We start from the raw sequence: 22,242 nt of genomic DNA, 5'->3' as shown, positions 1-22,242 counted from the left end.
GTCAGCCGGCGTGCGTTTCCAGCCACTCGCCGAAGGTCTGCCGGCGACGACGCGCGCCGGCCGATGGGAGCAGGGAACCGTTGCGCATCGCCCGGCCCCAGGCTCCCGGGACCGGGACCTCGATGACCGGCCGGCGCTGCCCGGTGGCCGCGAGATAACGCCGCACCAGATCAGCCATCCGCTCCTCCCGTGGTCCGGCGAGCTCCGGCACCACCCCGCAGGGGTCGCCGGAGGCGATCGCGACGAGCTCGGCAGCGACCTCGGCCGCCGCGATCGGCTGCGAGCGCATCGCCGGGACGACCTGGAACGGGCCGACCTTGCCATGACCGACGACCTGCTGGACGAACTCGTGGAACTGCGTCGTGCGGAGCAGGGACCAGCCGCTGGGCGCTGCCTGCAGGACCTGCTCCTGCGCGACCTTGCCCGCGTAGTAGTTCGCGTTGACCGTGGCTGCGCCCACGATCGAGATCGCGACGTGGTGAGGCACGCCTGCCTCGCGCTCGGCGGACAGGAGGTTCCGGATGACCGTGGTGAAGAAGTCGACGGACTTCCTCGCGGAGTTGCTGCTCGTCGCCGACGCGTCGATGACCGCTGAGGCGCCGCGCAGCCGTTTCACGAGCCCGGCGCCGCTGACCAGGTCGACGCCGGAGTCACGGCTGATCGACACGGGCTCGTGACCGGCGGCGCGAACCGCCGCCACGACGTGCCTTCCCAGTGAGCCGGTCGCGCCGGCGACGACGATCTTCACGACGCCACCTCCTCGGCGTCGGCGCGCTGGAGGGCGTCACAGCGGTACTTCATGATCATGCCGACCTCGACCGCGCAGGCGGCCGCAGTGTGAGGTGGGGCGTCACACATCGAGGTGCCACCCGGTCAGATCCTCGAAAGGAGGACGCGATGACCCCCGATGGACCTGACGCGCTGCACGCCGAGGTGCTGGGCGAGCGACGTCACCTCACTTCTCTGGCGTTCCGGATGTTGGGCACCGTCGCCGAAGCGGAGGACGCCGTCCAGGAGACCTACATCCGGTGGTACCGGCTCAGCCAGCAAGATCGCGACGCGATCGTGGTGCCCCGGGCCTGGCTGACGCGGGTCGCCAGCCGCGTGTGCCTGAACGTCCTCGACTCCGCGCGACGGCGACGGGAGCGATACGTCGGTCCGTGGCTTCCCGAACCCGTTCCGGCATACGCGTTTCCTGCAGGGTCGGACGCGACCCAGGACCCGCTCGAGCGCGTCACCCTCGACGACTCGATCAGCACGGCGCTACTCGTCGTCCTGGAGTCGATGACGCCGGCGGAGCGCGTCGCGTTCGTCCTGCACGACGTGTTCGCCCTGCCCTTCGGCGAGATCGCCGAGATCGTCGGGCGGACACCGGCGGCGTGCCGGCAGCTGGCCACCTCGGCCCGCCGTCGAGTACAGCAGAGCACGAGCCGGCGTGTGCCGCGGGCCGAGCACGACGAGGTGGTCAGAGCCTTTGCCGGCGCCGCGCGCGCGGGGGACATCGCTGGTCTCATCGCGGTCCTGGACCCTGCGGTGGTGCTGCGTTCCGACGGCGGCGGCATCGTCAGCGCGGCGCGGAACCCGATCGTGGGCCGGGACAAGGTGGCGCGGTTCCTGTTCGGCGCGCTGCGGAAGAACCCGAGCGTCGTGGTCCTGGAACAGGAGACCCCCGACGGGCTCGGGTTCGCGTGGTGGGACGAGGGCCGGATCATCGGCATCGTCACGCTCGACGTCGTGGCCGGCCTGGTGGCCGACGTACGGCTGATGATGAACCCGGGCAAGCTGACCCTCTGGAACTGAACCTCGCAGCCCGGACTGCTGCGTCGACGATGCGGACGAGTGCCGGGTCGGCTCGTGTCACGAGGTCGTGACTCCCACTGAAGGACCGTCCTGCGACCGCGACGCGGTCGGTCCCGGGCACGAGGCGGCTGACGGCGCGTCCGGTGGACGCGGGTCTAGGACGCTCCCGGGTCGGCGGAGGAGGGGTGGCAGCGCTGCTGATGCGAGAACGACACGGCAGAGGTCGGCCAGTTCGACCACGCCGACGAGGCGTCGTCCGCGCACTGGACCGGGTCGACGCAGTGCTGGACACGTACCTGGACGTGCGGAACTTCCTGCGGGGACCGGGAGCAGTGGCGTCCTCCATGCGCTGAGGGGCACCGAGGGGGACGCGGGCCTGTCGCAGCGGAGCGACCCGGACGGTCAGTGACGCGCGCCCCGTCCTCTCCTCCACCCGGCCGTCCGGGGCGCGCGCGGCGGGCGGACCGCCCTCGGACATGACAGCTCCGCCCGGCGATGTGGACCAGGTCGCCGGGAGCGAGGCAGACGCCGGGCGGCACTGCAGCGGCGACGGAGGCCGGCATGCGTGGCGTCGAGCACGGCCGTGTCACAGATCGGCCGGCCGGCCGGTCTATCGGGTACGAGGCACAGGGAGGACGGCGGACGTGCGGAACATCCTGATCGTGGGCGGTGGGTATGCGGGGTTCTACGCCGCGTGGAACATGGAGCGACGGCTGCGCCGGGACGAGGCGTCCATCACCCTCGTGGAGCCGCGTCCGTACATGACCTACCAGCCCTTCCTGCCCGAGGTTCTCGCCGGATCGATCGAAGCCCGTCACGCCGCTGTCTCCCTGAGACGGCACCTGCGGCGGACCCGCATCATCACCGGCTGGGTCACCTCCGTCGAGCACGAACGGCGGACCGTCACGGTGCGCACGTCGGACGGTCCGCCGTTCGAGGAGACCTACGACGTCATCGTGATCACGGCGGGTGCGGTGACGCGGATGATCCCTGTCCCCGGCATCGCCGAGCAGGCCATCGGCCTGAAGCACGTCGAGGAGGCTGTGGCCATCCGGGACCGCTTGTTGGTCGCATTCGACCGTGCGGCGGTGCTGCCCCAGGGACCGGAGCGCAGCAAGCTCCTGACGACCACATTCGTCGGCGGAGGCTTCACCGGGGTCGAGGGCTTCGGTGAGCTGTTGTCGCTGGCCGACGACCTGCTCGCGCAGTACCCCGAGATAGACCCCGATGAGGTCAGCTTCCACCTGGTCGAGGCAGCTGACCGGTTGATGCCCGAGGTTTCCGACTCCTCCGCCGAATGGGTGCTCACCGAACTCAGGCGCCGACGGGCACGGGTGCACGTCGGCACCGAGGTCCGGTCCGCTACCGGCGGACGTGTCGAGCTGTCCACGGGGGAGACGTTCGAGTCGGGACTGATCGTCTGGGCGGTGGGGAGCGTGGCGAACCCCTTGGTCGCCAGGCGCACCGATCTTCCGGTGGACGAGCGAGGTCTGCTGATCGTCCGGGCCGACCTGCGCGTAGGCACGGACGCGGCGCCGGTCTGGGATGCCTGGGGCGCGGGGGACGGGGCGGCTGTGCCGGACCTGACCTCAGCCGTTCCACGGGTGCTGACCGTGCCGAACGCCCAGCACGCCGTCCGGCAGGGCAGGCGTCTGGCCGCCAACATCACCGCGAGCATCCGCGGTGGTCGGGTGCGTCCTTATCGGCACCGGAGCCTCGGCGTCGTCGCTTCGCTCGGGTACGGCCGGGGCGTGTTCGAGTCAGGACCGATCGTCCTCCGTGGGTTCCTCGCGTGGGTCGTGCACCGGGGCTACCACGTACTCGCCGTCCCGACCTGGGAACGCAAGATCCGCGTGCTCGCGGATTGGTTGCCCGGGTTGCTGTTCGGGCGGGACATCGTGTCGCTCGACTCCGTGCAGCGACCACGCGCCGCGTTCCTGCGGGGTGGCCGACCACCGCTGACGCACGCGGGGGAGTCGACCGCAGATGGAACATGCAGCCGTGCCGCCCAGGAGGAAGTGACGTCCAGCTGACGTCGTGCGCGGAGTGCGGAGGCCCGCGAAGGTGACGTGGCGCTGCGACGTGGAGAGCACGGACGGGCCGATCGAACACGTCGTGAGCCCGTCAATTCGTCGGCGCTCAGGAAGCGACGGGTCCATCTGGAGCGCCGTCGCAGCATCGGTGTGCAGGCCCCCGACTGCGACCGCGCCTCCGCTGTACCGGGTCACGCCTCGTCGCCGGCGGACGCCACCGGTCCTCCGGCGGCGGGTCGAGGGGTGGACGGCCCGCGGGACGTCCACCCCTCACGCCGGCCCGGTCACGATCGATGCCGCACTGGGGCCTCAGCTCAGCCGGCGGTCTGCGCCTCCCGGCGCGGGAGCACCCAGTTCGGCCGCACGAAGTGGCAGGTGTACCCGAACGGGATCTTCTGCAGGTAGTCCTGGTGCTCCTCCTCGGCCTCCCAGAACGGGCCGGCCGGCTCGACCTCGGTGACGACCTCGCCGGGCCAGATGGCCGAGGCGTCGACGTCGGCGATGGTGTCGAGCGCGACGCGCTGCTGCTCGCCGCTGGTGTAGAAAATCGCGGAGCGGTAGCTGCGGCCGATGTCGTTGCCCTGCCGGTCCTTCGTCGACGGGTCGTGGATCTGGAAGAAGAACTCCAGCAGCTCGCGGAACGAGATCAGGTCCGGGTCGAAGACGATCTCGACAGCCTCGGCGTGGTCGCCGTGGTTGCGGTACGTGGCGTTCGGGGTGTCACCACCCGAGTAGCCGACGCGGGTGGAGAGCACCCCCGGGCGCTTGCGCAGCAGCTCCTGGGCGCCCCAGAAGCAGCCGCCGGCGAGGATCGCGGTCTCCGTGGTCATGGTGCCTGCCTCTCTGTCGAGTACGTCAGGACAACACCACCACGGGGTCGGTGCTTCCCCCACCAGCCCGTACCGGACCGACGCCCGGCCGGGACGGTCAGGTGCGGCGCCAGCTGCCGCTCACGACTCCCGCTGAGACGCGTCAGCACGGCGACGCCGGCGGACCACCAGCCAGCCGCCCGCCGCACCGGCCACGAGCACGCCCGCGGCGGTCACCACATCGCGTACCAGCGGGAGCGCTGCGCCGGCGAGAGCGCCGCTCGCGACCAGAGCGCTGGACCAGACGAGCGCGGCGGGCACGGTGCCGCGCAGCATCGTGGCGACCGGGACGCCTCCGGTGGCCGCCAGGCGCGGGGCGAGCGTGCGCGCTCCGACGACGAACTGCGCCGTCGCCGCCGCGAGCACCGGCCGGCGTCCGATGGCGTCGCGCCACGGAGCGGTCAGGCGATCGATCAGCCGCCCGGCCGGGGCCGGAAGGCGAGGTCCCCGCACGCCCCGGGCCAGCGACAGCTCGCGGCACCCACCGGTGATCTGGCCTTCGCCGAGGACCCCCTCGCCGGCGCCTTCGAGGAGGCGCTGCGCCGCTGGCCGGACGCGGGAGTGCCCGAGAACCCCGAGGGCTGGTTGCTCACCGTCGCCAGGAACCGGCAACGCGACGTCTGGAAGTCCTCGGCGGCGCGAACGGCCGCACCGCTCGAGGAGGGCAGCGCGCAGGTGGACCCCCTCGCCGACCACGACCCGCTCGCCATCGGCGACCGCCGGCTCGAGCTGCTCTTCGTCTGCGCCCACCCGTCCATCGAACAGTCGGCGCGCACGCCCCTGATGCTGCAGACGGTGCTCGGCTTCCAGGCGGCCGAGATCGCCCGCGCCTATGCCGTACCGCCGGCGGCGATGGCGCAGCGGCTGGTGCGGGCCAAGCGGCGCATCAAGGACGCCCGGGTCCCTTTCGCCGTGCCCGACCGGCGGGCGATGCCCGAGCTGCTGCCCGCCGTGCTCGAAGCGGTCTACGGCTGTGCGGCCATCGCCTGGCCCGGAGGTACCGACTCGCTCGCAGGGAGGCCCAGTACCTCGCTGTCACCCTGGCGGGTCTGCTGGACCGCGAGGCGGAGGCATGGGGCCTGGCCGCGCTCACGACTCTCGCGCTGGCCCGCCGGCGCGAGGGAGACTTCGTGCCGCTGGACGAGCAGGACCCGGCCGGGTGGGACGCCGAGCTCATCGCGGTGGGGGAGGCCTACCTCCGCCGGGCGCGTCCACGCGGTGCGCCGGGGCGTTTCCAGCTCGAGGCCGCGATCCAGGCCGTGCACTGCGATCGACGGCGTACGGGAGTCACGGACTGGCCGGCGCTCGGCACCCTGTACGCCGCACTGCTGGCGGTGGCGCCGAGCCTCGGCGCACGCGTCGCGGCCGCCGTGGTGCGCGGCCGGCTCGACGGACCTCTGTCCGGGCTCGAGGCGCTGCCCGACGGGGCGGAGACCTTCCAGCCGTACTGGGCCGCACGCGCGCAGCTGCTCACCTGGGCGGGTGAGGACGCCGCGGAGGCGTTCCACCGGGCAGCCGACCTGACCGAGGACCCCGCCGTGGCGAACTACCTGCGCTCACGCGCCCGGTGGGCCGACGCGCCGTTGGGCGGCGTCGCGTCCTAAGACCTCGACGCGACGCAGCGCCGACCTAGCGCCGATCAACAGGTCAGATGGCCGACGGGCGGTGGTGGGTGTCGGCAAAGTTGATGCCTGCGGTGGAGACGTCGTAGACCTTCTGGCCGGGACCGGCCTCCGGCTCGGGGAAGTCGACGACGTCGAGGACCTCGGGACCGCCGAAGCGGGTGATCTGCACGGCACGCATGAGCGGAGGCTAGTGCGCCGGACTTGGCGCGAACGAGCTGCCGGAAGCCCGATCGGGTGACGCTCCGCACAACCACGGTGGGTACGCGGCTTGGCAGAATGGTCAGTCACCGGGCCGAGAGAGACGACCGGTCGATGACCGGGGGAGTGGCTGTGGGCGGCGACGGCCGACGGAAGATCGCTGGCTCGGACCCTGCCGACTCGGGCCGGGCGGGCGGCCAGTCCGTCCCCGATGCGCGGGGTGAGTTGCTCGACCTCGCGCGAGCGGCGGCCGGCGTCGGGACCTTCGACTGGGACCTGACCACCGGTGTGCTCAGCTGGGACGAGCGGCTGCTGGAGCTGTTCGGGCTGGACGAGGCGACCTTCGACCGGACGATCGAGGGCTTCAACGCGCGCCTGCACCCGGACGACCTCGACCGGGTCACCGGGTTGCTGCAGAAGGCGATCGACACCTGCGGTGACTACGAGGCCGAGTACCGCATCCAACGCCCTGACGGGTCGCTCCGGTGGGTAGCCGCCCGGGGTCGCGCCCTGTGCGACGGTAGCGGTGTCACCGAGCGGGTGCTCGGCGCCGCCTGGGACGTGACTGACAGCCGCGAGGCCCAATATCGGGTCGTCGGGGTGCTGGAGGACATGGCGGTCGGCTTCATCGCCATGGACCACGACTGGGTCATCACGTTGCTCAACGCCGAGGGCGAGCGGATCGCCAGCCGTGCGCGGGCCGACCTCGTGGGGGCCAACTTCTGGGAAGCCTTTCCGGCCACTGTGGGAAGCGAGTTCGAGACCAGCTACCGGCGAGCCGTGGCCACGGGCGAGACCGTCGCGTTCGATGCTTTCTACCCCGAGCCGCTCAACATCTGGGTCGAGGTACGGGCCGTCCCCAGCGGCGGCGGCCTGCACCTGTACTTCCTCGACGTCACCGAGCGCGTCCAGCTGCAGCAGCGCAACGAACTGCTGGCCGAGGTCACCCGGGAGCTGACCGGCACCCTGGACGCCGAGGAAGCCGTCGCACGCCTGGCAGACCTGGTCGTACCCGCGTTGGCCGACTGGTGTCTGGTGTCCCTCGTCCAGGACGACCAGCACACCAACTTCCGTCGGAGTCTGCGCGACGTCGGCTTCAGGCACAGCGACCCCGAACGGCAGTCCCTGGTCGCCGAGTACGCCCAGACACGCATCCCCGCGCTCCTGGACGGGTCCTTCGTCGAGCGCGCCCTGAGCTCCGGGCAGCCGATCGTGTTGCAGCGCCAGGCAGCCGAGCGCATCCGCGCTCTCTTCCCCGCCGGACGGGCGCAGGAGCTGATCGGCGAGCTGGCGCCGGAGGCCTTCGCGGTCCTGCCACTGCGCGGGCGAGGACGGACCGCCGGGCTGCTCAGCCTGTTCCGCGGAGCCGGCCGGGGTGGCATCTCGGCCGACGACGTGGCCACCGCCGCCGAGATCGCGGGCCGGGCCGGGCTGGCGCTGGACAACGCCCGCCTCTACCGGGAGCAGCGCGGCCTCGCCGAGGGGCTGCAGCGGTCCCTGCTCACGCCTCCGCCGGAGCCGGACCACGCCCAGGTCGTGGTGCGCTACGTCCCGGCGGCACAAGCCGCCCAGGTCGGCGGTGACTGGTACGACGCCTTTCTGCAGCCGGGTGGCGCCACCGTGCTGGTCATCGGGGACGTCGTCGGGCATGACACCCAGGCGGCGGCTGCCATGGGGCAGGTCAGGACGATCGTCCGCACCCTCGGCGCCGAGGACGGCCACGGCCCCGCCGAGATCCTCAGCCGCGCTGACACCGTGATGAGGACGCTCATGGTCCACACGGTCGCCACCGTCGCGGTCGTGCGCCTGGAGCAAACCCCCAGCGAACGAGCACGAGGGGTCACTCGCCTGCGCTGGTCCAACGCCGGCCACCCGCCACCCTTCGTCATCAACCCCGACGGCAGCGTCTATCCGCTCACCGGGCTGCGGCCCGACCTGCTCCTCGGCGTGCGGCCGGACACCAGGCGCCGGGAGCACGAGGTCGTCCTGGATCGCGGCAGCATCGTGGTCCTCTACACCGACGGCCTCGTCGAACGTCGCGACCAGGACCTCGACGCCGGGCTCCAGCGCCTGCAGGACACCCTCGATGAGCTCGCCGGCCGAGAGCTGGACGAGCTGTGCGACGAACTGCTCTCGCGGCTGCTGCCCGACAACGCGGATGACGACGTGGCGCTCGTCGCTGTGGAGCTGCACCCGCAGAACAGGCTCCGCCCACCGCAGGCCGGGCCGAACGTCGTGCCGCCGAACGTGCCCGACTCGCCCCCGGTCACTCCCCAGCCCGACTAGTCACCTCTGCGCCCCGCGAGGTCACCGCGGGAGGGGGGGCACCGACCGATCCGCGGCGCCTCACGCCGCCGCGATCACACAGGCCCAGACGTGCTTGCGTGCGCCGACGACTGCCCAGCCGAACCGCGTGGAGAGCCGGGCGATCAGGTGCAGACCGGACGCCCATGCCCTCGATCGAGGGGTTCTCCTTGGTGCGGTCGTCGAGGGTCACGTCGGGCAGGATCAGCGGGTCCCCGCCCACCACGTACTGGGAGAAGGACTCCTCGACGGTGTTCTGCACCGGACTGCCTGCCGGGAGCCCCTCCCGGCTGAGCCAGTACGACCGCCAGTCGTCGACGACCGTCAGAAAGGCCAGCGGGGCCCCGGTCAGCCGCCGCGCCAGCGCGGTCAGCCGGTCGAACGACGCCTCCGCCTCGGCATCCAGCAGGTCGGTGGCCCGGACGGCGTCCAGGCGCGCGGGACGGCGGGCGAAGTCGTGACCGTTCACCGGCGGCACCCGCCCACGGCTGTCGGGCGGTCGGACGGCACGGGCACATCCCACACGACCGCGCTTCGTCGCGTGGTCCCCAGGGCGCAGTCCGGGACGGACGGTCGGACGTCCGGGTGACGCTCGTGGGCCCGGCCGGAAGAGCCCGCCGCGCGTCGTTCCCGGAACGCGGCTGCGTCAGGTACTCGTCACGACGGCGCGTGGTGGGTGTCCGCGAAGTTGACGCCCGCGGCCGAGACGTCGTGCAGGGTGCGACCCGGCCCCGCCTCCGGCTCGGGCAGGGCCCCCTGGTCGGTGTAGCTCCGCACCTGGCTGGAGTCGTCGAGGTGCCGGGCCATGTCTTCCCGGCAGTCGCGGGCCTTCGCCCAGTCCAGACCCTTCACTGCGACGTCGACGTGCTCGCTCAAGCCGTTCCTTCGTCCGGTCTGTGGTCGAGCAGGTCGCTCTCCAGAAGGGGCGGCGGCGCCGGTGGCGCCGCGCCATCACCTGCCGGCGGGGGAGAGGAAGCGGTCGTAGATGGCTGACGTCGCGGCGATGTGCACGACCTTGTCCAGGACGTCGATGGTGGCCTCCTTGCGCGACCACGTCCACGGCTTGCCGAGCCCGAGCGCGGTGATCATGACCAGGTCCTGGGAGTAGATGGCCCCGAACGTCGCCGCGGTGCCGCGCAGACCGCGCAGGCCCCGGTGGGCGGCCACGCCGTAGGCGGCACCCCACATGGCTCCCAGAGCGGTGTGGGTCGCGTAGTTCAGGCGCTTCCTCCACGCATCCGTGGCCGGCCGGACGGGTAGCAGTTTCTGGGCCAGGTCGGCCGGGCCGTAGCTGTCCTCACGCTGCGAGATGGGCATCTCGACGAACTTCTGGAACGCGGTCATCACGACGCTGCCGGCCACACCGGCCAACACCCCTCGACCGACGTCTGACAGGAGGGAGGGCCGCTTGGTTGAAAGCGTCACAAGTCGCATCGAACCGACATACCCGGCCGGGCAAGGTCCATGCCGCAAGGGGCGGAACGGACCTCCGGGTTCTCTCCGGTGCTGTTCCCGCAGCCTCGGGCGCGGTCGGTCTACTCCCGTCCGGCCTCGTGCCTGACCTCGAGGTCGACCCGTTCCTCGACGAAGCAGAGCAGTCCCCGGACGGCTTCGGCGTCGTGGAACGGCTCGGGGTAGGTCCAGACCAGGTCCTTCTCGTACCGCTCGCCCAGTCGGAGGGACCAGTAGTGGGCGACGCCCTTGTAGGGGCAACGGGTGGTGGTGTAACTGGGTTCGAGCAGCTCGGTGCGCACGGCCTCGCGCGGTAGGTAGTAGCGCACGGGCAGACCCGACTCGATGAGCATCCGTGGCCGGGTCGAGTCGGCCACCACGACGTCGCCGATGCGCACCAGCACGTGCCGGGAGCTTCGGAGCACGTCGATGCGCGTGTAGGGGTCGCGGGGGTGCACGAAGACCTCCTCGTCCTCCTCGAACACTCCGTCCATCGAGTCCCAGTCGAAGGCCACCAGCGCCGCGACCGCTGCCGCCGACTCCGGCGGCTGCTCGAAGGAGTAGGCCGCATCCACGGCCCGGCGGTCTCCGGCCTGCACCGACCAGTACGTCCCCTCGCCCAGCGCCGGGTCTGACCTGCGGCGATCGCTGGGCTCGAACAGATCCGTGCGCACGTCCTGGCGGGGGAACAGGTACGTCGGCGTCCGGCCCGGCGGGTGCAGCAGGCGGACGTCGGTGCTGTCGGCGACCGTCTCCCCACCGAGGACGACCCGTACCCGCCGGGGTGAGCGTTCCAGGTATATCACCTGCTCGGGTGGTGGAGGAGCGAAGTTGAACGCCCCCGACGGCTGCGAGCCGAACGGTCCATTGCCCTTGGTCAGGCCCATCCGGCTGCACTACCCGAGCCGGGCGATCTCATGTGGCGGACGTCGGATCCCGAGACATGTCCTTCGGTCCAGGAACTGGATCCGTCATGTGGTGGCGAAAATCGCCTGTGCCACCGATGTACTTCTCAGGGCAGGGCGTGGTCGGTGTCGGCGTAGTTGACGCCGGCGGCGGAGACGTCGTGCAGGGTGCGCCCCGGCGCCGCCTCCGGCTCGGGGACGTCGACGACGTTCAGGACCTCGGGGCCACCGAATTCGGTGATCTGGACTGCGCGCATGGGGGTGAAGCTATGACCTGCTCACGCCCGAACGTCGTTCCGGCCAGCCCCGCGAGTCGCCGGGTGCTCGGCCGCGGCGTGGTGGTGAGCCGCCGGACCCAGAGGTGGACGTGGTCGTCGGCGAGCTCGACGTAGCGGGCGAACAGGGGGCGCCCGTAACTCCACCGGTGGCGGCGGGCTCTCCATCGCGCGCGCGGGCGGCTGCCGGGCCGCGGGTCAGCCGCCGGCGAGCCGCTGCAGCCGGGTGGTCAGCGCGGTCCGCCGGTCGGCGTTGCCGTGCAGGTCCACGTACCGCTGCCCGAAGCCGGCCAGCAGCGTGTCGTCCAACCGGCGCACGGCACCCGGGGGATAGCGGTAGTCCATCCGGGCGGTGATGCCGCTGTCGTCGGCGCCGCGCAGCACCTCGCCCAGCTCCACCAGGCTGGTCACGCCCAGCTCCAGCAGCAGGCCGGAGATCCAGGTGTAGTGGTCCGGCCGCGACCAGCCGGCGTCGGCGTACTGCCCGGCCAGGAACGCAGCCAGCTCCCGGGGCGCGATCCGAGGGTCGTCGGGGTTGGTGTCGTCGGCCTCGTCGGCGCGCGAACCGGTGCCCGGAGGCGCTCGCGGATCGCGGTGAACTGCTGGTCGGCCAGCTCCAGCAGCCCGGCGGCCAGCGTGAATCGGCGGGCGAACTCGGAGCCGTGCTCGTCCGGCACCGTGCCCTTGTAGCGGATGTCGTGCTCGAACTCGGCCCAGGCGTGCTGCAGCACCGTGCGCACCTGCACCTGCACCACGCGCCCGACCAGCTCCGGCAGTTCGGCCGCCCGGCCCGGGTCCACGCCGATCAGCAGGTGCCGGCTGGAGTAACCGAACCGGCCCTGCTGCGCGGTCCGCCGACCCATGTCGCGGTCGTCGATCACCCGCACCTGCGCGGCCAACAGCTCGGCGACCGCCTCCACGTCGCTCTGCACGTAGGTGATCACCCGCACGCCGATCTGGTCGGTGATGTCCCGCGCCGGGTCCGGATAGGCGGGGACGCCGTCGACCGTGCGGGCCGCCTTCTCCGCGAACGAGGCGATGGTCTTGGTCCGCCCGGTCACCGACAGGTAGTTGATCCCGGCGTCGTCGAGCACCCCGGTGACGAGCGCGAGCGCCTGGGCCCCGGCGACCAGGGTCTCGGGCCGGCCGTCGGCGTACGCCTGGATGGCCTGCTGCACCGGGTCGGCCGCGGGGGCCGGGACCCGGGGGCCGGGCCGCAGGTCCGGCGGCAGGGTCGGGGTCACGATGGCGCCGCCGGCCGCGTCGCCGTAGGTGGTCACCTCGTCCGGGCGCCGAACGGCGATCCATCCCACGTAGGCGCACACCACGGCGTCGACCCGGTCCTCCGCCACCCGCAGCTCGCTCTTGCGGGTGGCGGCCTGCACCTGCTGGCGCAGCGCGGCGAACGGTGCACCGAGGTCGAGTTCGACCACCGCGCCCAGCAGGTCGACGAGCAGCAGCAGCTCCGCACGCATCTGCTCGAGCACGCGGCCCGGCTTGTTCTTGTACTTCAGCGTGCGGCCCAGCCGGAACAGCGCCACCGTCGCCGCGTGCGGGTAGACCTCGATCGCCCGGCGGTCGCGGCCCGAGCGGGGGTCGAGGTCCAGCCGCAGGCGCCGACCGATCCGCCCGCCGCGGGTGTCACCATCGGTGAACTCGGGTTTGCCGGTGTTCGTCGGGTGCGCCCCGGCCTGAAACCTCGCGAAGTCGGCGTTGAGCGCCCGCTCAGCGGCCCGGTTGCCGGTGGCGTTGGTGACCACCAGCGGAGCGTCGATCGCCACGATGCACGGGCCGGCGGTGAACGGGGCCAGCGCGGTCTCGATCTCCTCGTCGGTGCGCACCGCGCTGACGTGCACGAGCCGGCCGGCGTCGTCCAGCACGGCGAGGCCGGTAGGTTGCTTGTGGCCCCAGGCGAGGTCGATCCCGATGTGCTGCACGGGGTCAGCCTGCCCTGCCCCACAACTCGTCGGCGCTGGTCCCGCGGGATCCGCCTGGCGTGTGCGTGTGACGGTCTGCCCGAGGTCGCTCGGATGAGCGCCGTTCCACTGGCCGAACTGTTCTCCGCGTGGACGAACGCGAGGACACGGACCAGCTGCGCGGAACCGGCACGACACCAACTCGCTGCAGGCGTGGCTCCCGCCGGACGCCTGCCCGGGGGACGTCACCTGCTTGGTCGACGAGCGACTGCGGGCCGTGATCAGGCCGATGGTCGCGAGGGAGCCGATGACCGCATCGCCGACCTGCACGTCGTCGCAGCGACGCGGATGCGCACCTGCCCCCGTGCCGGCCCCGGGTGCTCGGGACAGCGGGCCATGCGGTCGCCGCCCGATGCCCCGTGGCGCCGGATCATGTCTCGGGAAGCGGCAGGGGTCACGCCCGCCGATGGCGGATGCGCGCGGGCTGCATCGAGCATGCGGGTGGTCCAGGTCAGTTGCGAGACGGCCGGTGGTGGGTGTCGGCGAAGTTGATGCCGGCGGTGGAGACGTCGTAGAGCTTCTGGCCCGGGCCGGCCTCCGGCTCGGGGACGTCGACGACGTCGAGGACTTCTGGGCCGCCGAAGCGGGTGATCTGTACGGCGCGCACAGGGGGAGATCAGGGGCTCGGCGGCTGCGTGCCCGGCCCGTTTGCCTGACCGTCAGACGTCGTTGGAGCCCCGGTCGGTCGCCCTCGACGCGGGGGGAGCGCGTTCCACCCTTGGCTGGACCCGGTCTTGACGGAGACGTTCAGGACTACGCGGGCTGGGCGGAAGGCGCAGGGCGGTCGCCAGGCCCGAGCCGCGTCGCACAGTGCGACGATCGGCACCGGTGCGGGCAACGGGGGAGTCGGGAAGACGTGTGCGTGCACATGATCACTCAGCCCGTCACCACACGCCCTCGACCAACGTCCGGTCAGGACGTCAGCCGTCGCGGCCCGCCCCGAGGCCGTTCAGGCGGGCGGCGAGGAAGGTCCGCTCGACGGTGTTGCCGGTCAACTCCAGCGCTTCCTCGTACGCCGAACGGGCTTCCGCCACGCGGCCCAGCCGGCGGAGGAAGTCCGCCCTAGCTGCTGCGAAGTACCCGTAGCCGGCCAGCTGCCGCTCGTCGGCCAGCGCATCCAGCGCGGCGAGACCCGCCTGGGCCCCCTCGGCGAAGCCCACGGCCACCGCGCGGTTGAGCGCGACCACCGGCGACGGCCAGACTGAACCCAGGACGCCGTAGAGCGCCAGGATCTCGTGCCAGTCGGTGTCGGTCCACGTCGGCGACTCCGCGTGGACTGCGGCGATGGCCGCCTGCAGGGCGTAGCGGGAGGGTGGCCGGTGGCGCAGAGCCTCGCGCACCAGCGCCGCGCCCTCCACGATGGCCCGGTGGTCCCAGCGGGAGCGGTCCTGCTCGTCGAGCAGCAGGAGCCGGCCATCGGAGCCGGTACGTGTATCCCGACGGGCGTCGGTGAGCAGCAACAGCGCCAGGAGACCTGTCACGCCGGGGTCCTCGGGCAGCAGCTGGCGCAGCATGCGGCACAGGTCCAGCGATCGCTCGACGAGGTCCCGGCGCACCAGCTCCCCGCCGGTGGGCGTCGTGTGGCCGGTGGTGAACAGCAGGTGCACGACGGCGAGGACGGCGTCCACCCGCTCGGGCAGCTCCGCCGCCGGGGGCACCCGGTACGGGATACGGGCCGCGGCGATCTTCTTCTTGGCGCGGGTCAACCGCGCCGCCATCGTCGCCTCGGGAACGAGGAAGGCACGGGCCACCTCGGCCGTCGACAGGCCGCACACCAGGCGCAGGGTGAGGGCCACCTGGGCTGCCTGGCCCAGCGCGGGATGGCAGCACGTGGCGATCAGCCTGAGCCGGTGGTCCGGCAGCGGGACATCCTCGAGGCGCTCGTCGAGCAGCTCCGCCGGCCCGGGCACGGTGGGTTCCTCGACCAGCAGGGGCAGCGCGCGGCGCTCCACGCCCCGGTGCCGGAGGACGTTGAGGGCCCGCCGCTTCGCCGTCGTCGTCAACCAGGCACCGGGACGAGCCGGGACGCCGGAGGTCCGCCAGTCGGTGAGTGCGGCGGCGAAGGCGTCCTGGGCGCACTCCTCCGCGACGTCGAGGTCGCGGGTGACGCGCACCGTCGCGGCGAGCACCAGGGCCCACTCGCGACGGTGCGCGTCGGCGACGGCGGCGGCGACCGACGACGCTTCCTCGCTCATCCGGTCCCGGCCTGCTCAGTCGAAGGTTATGACCGGGCGGACCTCCACCCCGCCGAAGCGAGCCGGGGTCATGCGGGCCACCGCGAGTGCCGCGTCGAGGTCAGGAGCCTCCACGAGGTAGTAGCCACCGAGCGCCTCCTTGGTCTCGACGAAGGGTCCGTCGGTCACCTCGGACCCGCCGCGGAGGCTCGTCGCGGTGCCAGTCGGCTGCAGCGCCTCGCCGCCGAGGAGCTTGGCGCCGCGCTCCTCCACCTGTGCGGCGAAGTCGGTGTGCGCCTGCATGACCTCGCCCAACACCTCGGGCGTCGCGGTCGCGTACTGCGCCTCGTCCTCGTAGATGAGGATCATGTACTGGGCCATCGGCCTTCCCTCCATCAGGGGCCCGGTGCTCGGGCCCACACCACTCCGACACGCATGGCACACCCGGATCGACATCGGCGGGAGGAGTTCTGGCGCGGGCACCGCGGTCAGCAACCCGTCGAGGGCGGCGGCGTCCAGCGGCGTCGTCCGGACCGACGTAGGTCTCAGGACAGGGAGTGGTGGGTGTCGGCGTAGTTGACTCCTGCCGCGCTCACCTCGTACACCTGCTGGCCGTCGCCCGGGACGGTCGGGAAGGTCGACGACGTCAGGGACGTCTGGGCCGCCGAAGCGGGTGATCTGCACAGCTCGCATGAGCTGGAGGCCAGGTGCTGCGCAGCAGGCGTGGACTCACGTCGGGCTTCACGGTCCGACTCGAGCGTGAGCCACGAGAGCCGAGAGCCCTTGGACCACGCCTCGTCCCTGCGTTCTGCCCTCCTCGGCCATGTGAGCTCGAGTGAGGACGCCGTGCTGCTGGACGGGCCTGCCCAGCAGGAACCGCCCGGTCGGCCGTAGACGTCGGCTGGTGCGAGATGCCCACCCTCTGAGCAGGACCTCGTCCTCGTCGATGGACTGGATCACGCGGTGCTGGCCTCTCCGTGCGGACCAGTAGCCCTGGAGTTCGCGGTGCAGCGGCTTGCCGCGGACCCGGTCCCTCCCACACGGCGGCGGGCGACCCGGCCCGTGCACCGTCGAAACCGCGCTCGTGGTCACCCTGCGCCGTGCCGCACGGCTCACCGTCGCGATGCTCCTGGCCGTTCGGCGAGCTGGGCGGCCCGGTGGGCCTGGGCACGGCGAAGGCCGGTGAACGACGATCATCAGCGGCGAACGCGGAAGCGAAGACGTCGCTGTGCAACTCCATCGACATCGCGACGGCCGGCTCGACGACGGGCATCCGGCCGCCGCGGGGCTGTGGCCGTCCGGCGCCCGGACGGCGAGTTCTCCGTCGCGTCCCACCGTGGGCGGTGCCAGGTCCGGTGGACGCGGCCGGTGATGTCCTGATCAGGCAAAGCACGTGTCCGGTGTGTGGAAGACGCCGGTGCCCCGGGTCACCTTGACTGCGTCTCGCGTCCACATCGTGTGACGCAGACCGCAGCTCATAGGAGGAACCACCATGCCCGAGGCCCCCCGCAGCGAGTTCTGGCGCGATCTTAAGCCGATCGCCAATGCCCTGAAGCCCGACGCTCAGCCGGAGGTCTTCCACCAGTTCGCACCCATCGAGGACGAGCGGTACTACGTCCCGCTGAGCGAGACCGTCGGCTCCCGGCCGCTCTGGATCTCGCCCCGGGACAACCGGTGGGCCGACGTCCTGTGGGCGAAGTCGGCGGGGCTGGTCAACCGGCACTACCACCCGCACGAGGTCTTCGCGTACACGATCAGTGGCAAGTGGGGCTACCTCGAGCAGCCCTGGACGGCCACCCCGGGTTCGTTCGTCTTCGAGACGCCTGGCGAGGGCCACACGTTGGTGGCCTACGAGTCCGAGGAGCCGATGCGCTGCTTCTTCGTGGTGAAGGGGCCTCTGATCTGGCTGGACGAGGACGGCAACAGCGCCGGCCACTTCGATGTCCACGACTACCTGGCCCTCTGCCGGGAGCACTACGACCGGGTCGGGATCGGCGCTGACTACGTCGACACCCTGATCCGCTGAGCCGGCTGAAGTCACCGAGGACACGGCATGGCTACGACCATTCCTGCTCGAGATGAGCAGAGCGCCGACTACGTCCCGCCTCCACGCGGCGGGCGGTACGAGAACGTGCTGCTCGCGGTTCTCTTCAGCACGTTCGGGTTCGTCTTCTTCGACCGGCTGGCACTGAACTACCTCACTCCGTTCTTCAAGGACGAGCTGAACCTGAGCAACGCCGACGTGGGCCTGCTCGGCGGCATCCCGGCATTGGCGTGGGCCGTGGCGGGCATCTCCGTCGGCTTCCTGTCCGACCGGATCGACCGTCGCAAGTCGCTCCTGATCGCGGCCATCTGCGCGTTCACGCTGTTCTCGGCGCTGTCCGGTCTGGTCGGCGGGCTGGCCAGCCTGCTGCTGTTCCGTGCGCTGATGGGCGGCGCGGAGGGAGCAGTCCTCCCGCTGATCCAGCCGATGATGATGCACTCGTCGACCCCCCGTCGGCGCGGGTTGAACATGGGGCTGGTTCAGGGTTCCTCGGCCGGCCTGCTGGGCGGCATCGTCGGCCCCATCGTCACGGTGTGGCTGGCGGAGTCCTATGGCTGGCGCTTCGCGTTCTACGCCACCGTCATCCCCGGCTTGGTACTTGCCCTGCTGGTGCTGAAGCTCGTCCGCGACCTGCGCCTGCGGCACCCCGCGACCGTGGCGATGGATGCCGATGTGCCGGATGTGCCCAGCACGGGCGGCCTCGGTGCAGCCCTCCGCAGCCGGAACGTCGTGATCTGCCTGCTGATTTCGGTGTTCTACCTGACCTGGTTCGTCACCACGCAGACGTTCACGCCGCTGTACCTGGCCGAGATGAAGGGCTTCGGCGCCGGCCAGCTCGGCTTCGTGCTCAGCGGCATCGGAATCGCCTGGGTGCTGTGGGGAGCCCTGGTGCCGGGCATCTCCGACCGGGTGGGTCGCAAGCCCGCCATGATCGGGTTCAGCGTTCTCGCCGCCCTGTCCCCGCTCGCGATCATCGGGATCGACAGCCCCGGGTTGCTCTTCGTGACGCTGATCGTCACCTACACGGGCCTGGGTTGCTTCACGCTCTTCATGGCGACGATCCCGGCCGAGACGGTTCCGCGAGCGGTGATGGCCACGGCTCTTGGCCTCATCATGGGCACCGGGGAGATCGTCGGCGGCTTCGTTGCCCCGTATCTCGCCGGTCTCCTGTCAGACGCGTTCAACCTGAACGCCTCGATGCTGATCTCGTCCGGCGCCGCCGCGGTGGTCGTCCTCCTCAGCTTCGCGCTGAAGGAGACGGCACCGATCCGCGTCGCCCGGCGCACGCAGCGAGCTGAGGCCCAGTGACCGCAGATGTCGCGGGGGCACCGGCGCAGGCCGGTGCCCCCGCACCACTGCCGACGCGCGCGGTCCGTTGGCGTGCGGCCCGCGATCTGGGACTGGAGACGGTGCAGATTCCGCTGCCCGGCCCCGGCGAGGTCCTGGTGGCCGTCGCATTCTGCGGGGTCTGCGGCAGTGACCTGCACGAAATCGCCGACGGACCGCACGCCATCCCGGTGGACGTCCCCCATCCGTTGTCGGGGGCGGTTGCACCGATCACCCTGGGCCACGAGTTCTCCGGCACGGTGGTGTCGTCCGGCCCCGGCGTGACAGCGCTGCCACCCGGAACTCCCGTGGCCGTCGAGCCGAACTACCGCTGCGGAGCGTGCACCGCCTGCCGGGAGGGGCGCTACGAGGTGTGCACCGGGTTCGGTTTCGCTGGCCTCATGGGCGATGGCGGGATGGCGGATCACGCCCTCGTGCCGGAGTACATGGTGAAGCCCCTGCCCGACGGCTTCGACCTGGCTGCAGCGGCGGTACTGGAACCGGCTGCCGTAGCCCTCCACGGCATTCGCCGGTCCACGTTCGTTCCGGGGCAGCAGGTTCTGGTCGTCGGGTTGGGGGCGGTCGGGCTGCTCGTCTGTGCGCTCCTTCGTGACAAGGGAGCCGGGGTCGTGATCGGAGTCGATCCCCGTCCCTCCCGCCGCGCGCTCGCCGCCCGCCTCGGCGCCGACGTCGTCCTCGCCCCGGATGACGACGTGGCCGGTGCAGTGCGGGATGCGACGGGCGGCGACGGGGTCCACGTCGCTTTCGAGGTCGTCGGAGCCCAGCACACGGTCGATGCGGCTCTCGCGGGCGTGCGGGCCGGCGGAGAACTGCTCCTCCTCGGGCTCGTGCATGAGCTGCGGATCCCGGCCTTCCGGATGCTCAATGCCGAGCAGCGGCTGACGACCAGCGTCGGCTACCGCGACTGCCACGACGAGCTCATCGCCATGTGCGCGGAGGGTCGTCTCGACCTGGCGGCGCTGATCACCGACGTGGTGGAACTGGTGGACGCGCCCGACGCCCTGGTCCAGATGGCGACTGACCCCGGCGACGGGATCAAGACGCTGATCCGATGTGGAGGAAGCAGATCGTGAGTTGGACGCCTGCTCTGTTCGACGGCCAGACCGTGCTGGTGACGGGCGGCACGTCCGGGATCGGTGCCGGCGCGGCCACGCGCTTCGCCGACTTGGGCGCGGACGTACTGGCCACGGGACTGGACTCCGAGGGCCCCTGGGCGCCGAAGCATCCCCGGGTCCGGAACGTCGAACTCGACGCGACGGACGCCGGCGCCATGGCCGCGCTGATGTCCGGCATGGCGGCACTGGACGTGCTGGTGTGCTGCGCCGGGATCAGCCGCGACCGGGCGGAGTACGACCTCGATGTCTTCGCGCAGGTGCTGGCGGTCAATCTCGTCGCCACCATGCGCGCCGCCGAGGCGGCGCGGCCGCTGCTGGCCCGGCGTGGCGGCAGCATCGTGACCACCGCGTCGATGTACAGCTACTTCGGTGCGGCTGACCGGCCCGCCTACAGCGCCAGCAAGGGCGGGGTGACCCAGCTCACCCGTTCGCTGGCCGCTGAATACGCGAAGGACGGCATCCGGGTCAACGCGATCGCGCCCGGATGGATCGATACCCCGCTGTCCAAGGGGCTGCAGGCGGACCCCGAGGCCAGCTCCGCGGTGCTCGATCGGATGCCGATGCGAAGGTGGGGAACGCCTGCCGACGTGGCGGACGCCTACGTCTTCCTGGCCTCCCCGGCTGCCGCGTACGTCACCGGCGCGGTGCTGCCGGTCGACGGCGGTTACCTCACCGTGTGAGCGATCTGCCGGACGGATCAGCTGCGGTAATGTACCGGCCCGACGTCTGTGTCGTTCGTCACGCCACCATCCGGCATCGATGGACGAGCGAGCCTGCCACCACGCACCCGAGGAGTCGTTGATGCCTACTGCATCCATCGTCTCCTCCGTGACGACGGTCGGCGTCGAACCTGCGGATCGCCTGGCGTTCTGGGAGCACTACAACGCCGAGGCCCTGGTCGGGCTGACGTGCTCCTCGTATGCGGCGGAGGGACTGATCGCCAAGCAGCTGAATCTCGACCTCGGCGGTTTCCGGGTAGCCGACATCGCCGGTAATCCTCATGTCATCGAGCGCGGGCCCCAGCTCGTCCGGTCGCAGCCGAAGGACGCCGTGTTCGCGACCTTGCTGCTCGAGGGAGAAGCCTTCTTCTACCACGGCAACGGCTGTCTCAGACTCGATGCTGGCGACGTGATCGTGTACGAGACCGACGCGCCCTACCTCTTCGGATTCAGTACCGCGATGCGCCAGGTCCTGGTCGACGTGCCGCGTCGGCTCTTCTTCGAGCGTTGTGCACCTGCGCTCGAGGGGCCGCTCAAGGTCGCCGGCGACGGCGTCGGAACGGCGGGGCTCACGGCCCGTGCGCTGAGTCAGATGCTGCTCGGGCTCGTCGAGGACCCGGTGGTGGCGCCGGTCTCGGCGGGCGATCACCTGCTGGACCTGTTGGAGGTCATGACGACGGGCCGGGGGACGCCGACCAGCACTGGTCGGTTGCTCGCCGCGAAAGAGTTTATCGCCGCGCGCCTGGGGGATGCCGACCTCTGCACGGACCGGGTCGCGGACGCCCTCGGTGTCACCGCACGACACCTGAACCGCACCTTCGCTGCTGAGGGGACCACCGTCGCCCAGTACATCCAAGGGCGTCGGTTGGATGCGGCACGTGTGGACCTCACCGCACGGTCCATGCGTGCTTACCGGATCGCAGACATAGCCACGCGGTGGGGCTTCGCGTCGCAGGCGCACTTCACCAGATCCTTCAGGGCGAGGTTCGGCTGCACGCCGTCGGAGGTGCGCGCTTCGGGCGTCCTCTGAACGCCCCGCCCCAGTACGGGGATCGCTCGGGAGCGTCCGCGGGTCGGGCTCTCGTACTCAGGTCGGAAGAATCCGTCCGAGGGGATCGGGAAGCCTCGATGCGAGCGGCTGCAATGCCACCGCCTACAGGCCGCGCCCACCGGCGGAGGAACTACCCGTGCCCCCAGCGCTGCGCGTCGAGATCCCGGGCTGAACTGGACTCACCGGGCGCCGTCCGTGCCTGCTCAGGACGAGGACGAACTCGCCCCGGTCGTCCCCCTCTGCGTCGCCCACTGGATCCGCCATGTGAGTCGACCCGGTACTGCTCCCGTGCCACCTGGGGGAGGACCGGCCGGGCCGCAGGGTGGCGGCCCTGCACGGCACGTCCTCGCGGCCG

Annotated in this window: 23 protein-coding genes; 9 read left to right on the top strand and 14 right to left on the bottom strand. The window is 71.5% G+C overall.

Annotated elements, in window-relative coordinates; translation table 11 throughout:
• Nucleotide 1: 1 nt before the first annotated feature.
• Nucleotides 2–748, bottom strand: a complete 747-nt coding sequence (locus tag C5507_RS13655; RefSeq protein WP_104529068.1) for an SDR family oxidoreductase — start codon at nucleotides 746–748, stop codon at nucleotides 2–4.
• A gap of 149 nt (nucleotides 749–897) precedes the next feature.
• Here C5507_RS13655 and sigJ point away from each other — a divergent pair, with 149 nt between their 5' ends.
• Nucleotides 898–1,800 (top strand): RNA polymerase sigma factor SigJ, encoded by a 903-nt coding sequence (gene sigJ / locus C5507_RS13650; RefSeq protein ID WP_104529067.1) that lies wholly within the window; start codon nucleotides 898–900, stop codon nucleotides 1,798–1,800.
• A 644-nt stretch (nucleotides 1,801–2,444) separates the two neighbouring features.
• Nucleotides 2,445–3,833, top strand: a complete 1,389-nt coding sequence (locus C5507_RS13645; RefSeq protein WP_104529066.1) for an NAD(P)/FAD-dependent oxidoreductase — start codon at nucleotides 2,445–2,447, stop codon at nucleotides 3,831–3,833.
• Nucleotides 3,834–4,147: 314 nt separating this feature from the next.
• Here the strand turns inward: C5507_RS13645 and msrA are convergent, their stop codons facing one another.
• Nucleotides 4,148–4,663, bottom strand: coding sequence for a peptide-methionine (S)-S-oxide reductase MsrA (msrA, locus tag C5507_RS13640; RefSeq protein ID WP_104529065.1), 516 nt, complete (start codon nucleotides 4,661–4,663; stop codon nucleotides 4,148–4,150).
• A gap of 120 nt (nucleotides 4,664–4,783) precedes the next feature.
• Nucleotides 4,784–5,452: a hypothetical protein gene (locus C5507_RS22870; protein WP_207225735.1), complete on the bottom strand. Its 669-nt coding sequence runs from the start codon at nucleotides 5,450–5,452 to the stop codon at nucleotides 4,784–4,786.
• On the opposite strand from C5507_RS22870, the gene C5507_RS23420 reads away from it, so the two are divergent.
• Entirely contained in the window at nucleotides 5,443–6,306 is an 864-nt protein-coding gene (locus C5507_RS23420; protein ID WP_341272916.1) for a DUF6596 domain-containing protein, read from the top strand. The genes C5507_RS22870 and C5507_RS23420 overlap by 10 nt on opposite strands.
• 43 nt (nucleotides 6,307–6,349) lie before the next feature.
• On the opposite strand, the gene C5507_RS13630 is transcribed toward C5507_RS23420, so the two are convergent.
• A complete protein-coding gene (locus C5507_RS13630) occupies nucleotides 6,350–6,505 on the bottom strand; it encodes a Zn-dependent oxidoreductase (protein WP_104529064.1) in 156 nt (51 codons plus the stop codon).
• 245 nt (nucleotides 6,506–6,750) lie between these two features.
• Here C5507_RS13630 and C5507_RS13625 point away from each other — a divergent pair, with 245 nt between their 5' ends.
• Nucleotides 6,751–8,811, top strand: a complete 2,061-nt coding sequence (locus C5507_RS13625) for a SpoIIE family protein phosphatase (protein WP_242611060.1) — start codon at nucleotides 6,751–6,753, stop codon at nucleotides 8,809–8,811.
• Here C5507_RS13625 and C5507_RS22345 read toward each other — a convergent pair.
• From C5507_RS22345 to C5507_RS13580, 10 genes are all read right to left on the bottom strand, one after another.
• Nucleotides 8,792–9,298 carry a hypothetical protein gene (locus tag C5507_RS22345; protein ID WP_158657603.1) on the bottom strand — a complete coding sequence of 169 codons (507 nt, stop codon included), beginning with the start codon at nucleotides 9,296–9,298 and terminating at the stop codon, nucleotides 8,792–8,794. The genes C5507_RS13625 and C5507_RS22345 overlap by 20 nt on opposite strands.
• Nucleotides 9,299–9,486: 188 nt before the next feature.
• Nucleotides 9,487–9,705: a hypothetical protein gene (locus C5507_RS13615; RefSeq protein WP_104529062.1), complete on the bottom strand. Its 219-nt coding sequence runs from the start codon at nucleotides 9,703–9,705 to the stop codon at nucleotides 9,487–9,489.
• A 75-nt stretch (nucleotides 9,706–9,780) separates the two neighbouring features.
• Complete coding sequence (locus tag C5507_RS13610; RefSeq protein ID WP_242611059.1) at nucleotides 9,781–10,191, bottom strand: hypothetical protein; 411 nt, start codon at nucleotides 10,189–10,191, stop codon at nucleotides 9,781–9,783.
• A gap of 173 nt (nucleotides 10,192–10,364) precedes the next feature.
• Complete coding sequence (locus tag C5507_RS13605) at nucleotides 10,365–11,168, bottom strand: DUF427 domain-containing protein (protein ID WP_104529060.1); 804 nt, start codon at nucleotides 11,166–11,168, stop codon at nucleotides 10,365–10,367.
• A gap of 125 nt (nucleotides 11,169–11,293) precedes the next feature.
• Nucleotides 11,294–11,443: a Zn-dependent oxidoreductase gene (locus tag C5507_RS13600; RefSeq protein WP_104529059.1), complete on the bottom strand. Its 150-nt coding sequence runs from the start codon at nucleotides 11,441–11,443 to the stop codon at nucleotides 11,294–11,296.
• A 216-nt stretch (nucleotides 11,444–11,659) separates the two neighbouring features.
• Nucleotides 11,660–11,872, bottom strand: a complete 213-nt coding sequence (locus C5507_RS23345) for a hypothetical protein (RefSeq protein WP_278044319.1) — start codon at nucleotides 11,870–11,872, stop codon at nucleotides 11,660–11,662.
• Nucleotides 11,869–13,398: a DUF429 domain-containing protein gene (locus C5507_RS13595; protein WP_278044318.1), complete on the bottom strand. Its 1,530-nt coding sequence runs from the start codon at nucleotides 13,396–13,398 to the stop codon at nucleotides 11,869–11,871. The genes C5507_RS23345 and C5507_RS13595 overlap by 4 nt, the downstream gene beginning before the upstream one ends.
• A 490-nt stretch (nucleotides 13,399–13,888) precedes the next feature.
• On the bottom strand, nucleotides 13,889–14,044 hold the full coding sequence (locus C5507_RS23520; RefSeq protein WP_104529058.1) for a Zn-dependent oxidoreductase: 156 nt from the start codon (nucleotides 14,042–14,044) through the stop codon (nucleotides 13,889–13,891).
• A gap of 313 nt (nucleotides 14,045–14,357) precedes the next feature.
• The gene (locus C5507_RS13585) at nucleotides 14,358–15,632 is read right to left on the bottom strand and encodes an RNA polymerase sigma factor (protein WP_104529057.1); all 1,275 of its coding nucleotides are present in this window, start codon (nucleotides 15,630–15,632) and stop codon (nucleotides 14,358–14,360) included.
• A gap of 15 nt (nucleotides 15,633–15,647) precedes the next feature.
• Nucleotides 15,648–15,992 (bottom strand): YciI family protein, encoded by a 345-nt coding sequence (locus C5507_RS13580; RefSeq protein WP_104529056.1) that lies wholly within the window; start codon nucleotides 15,990–15,992, stop codon nucleotides 15,648–15,650.
• A gap of 1,111 nt (nucleotides 15,993–17,103) precedes the next feature.
• Between C5507_RS13580 and C5507_RS13565 the strand changes: the two genes are divergently transcribed.
• The 5 genes from C5507_RS13565 (at nucleotide 17,104) to C5507_RS13545 (ending at nucleotide 21,866) form a co-directional block, all read left to right on the top strand.
• On the top strand, nucleotides 17,104–17,637 hold the full coding sequence (locus C5507_RS13565) for a 2,4'-dihydroxyacetophenone dioxygenase family protein (RefSeq protein WP_104529055.1): 534 nt from the start codon (nucleotides 17,104–17,106) through the stop codon (nucleotides 17,635–17,637).
• A 105-nt stretch (nucleotides 17,638–17,742) separates the two neighbouring features.
• On the top strand, nucleotides 17,743–18,963 hold the full coding sequence (locus tag C5507_RS13560; RefSeq protein ID WP_207225733.1) for an MFS transporter: 1,221 nt from the start codon (nucleotides 17,743–17,745) through the stop codon (nucleotides 18,961–18,963).
• Nucleotides 18,960–20,075, top strand: a complete 1,116-nt coding sequence (locus C5507_RS13555) for an alcohol dehydrogenase catalytic domain-containing protein (RefSeq protein WP_207225732.1) — start codon at nucleotides 18,960–18,962, stop codon at nucleotides 20,073–20,075. Before C5507_RS13560 ends, C5507_RS13555 begins: the two co-directional genes overlap by 4 nt.
• Nucleotides 20,076–20,107: 32 nt before the next feature.
• The gene (locus C5507_RS13550) at nucleotides 20,108–20,797 is read left to right on the top strand and encodes an SDR family NAD(P)-dependent oxidoreductase (protein WP_207225731.1); all 690 of its coding nucleotides are present in this window, start codon (nucleotides 20,108–20,110) and stop codon (nucleotides 20,795–20,797) included.
• Nucleotides 20,798–20,876: 79 nt separating this feature from the next.
• Nucleotides 20,877–21,866 carry a helix-turn-helix domain-containing protein gene (locus tag C5507_RS13545; RefSeq protein WP_104529052.1) on the top strand — a complete coding sequence of 330 codons (990 nt, stop codon included), beginning with the start codon at nucleotides 20,877–20,879 and terminating at the stop codon, nucleotides 21,864–21,866.
• Nucleotides 21,867–22,242: the final 376 nt, after the last annotated feature.

The organism is Blastococcus saxobsidens (assembly GCF_002938435.1).
In the GTDB taxonomy this organism is placed as follows: domain Bacteria; phylum Actinomycetota; class Actinomycetes; order Mycobacteriales; family Geodermatophilaceae; genus Blastococcus; species Blastococcus saxobsidens.
The sequence above is the reverse complement of the archived record's forward strand: the minus strand, read 5'-3'. Positions and strand labels throughout refer to the sequence as shown.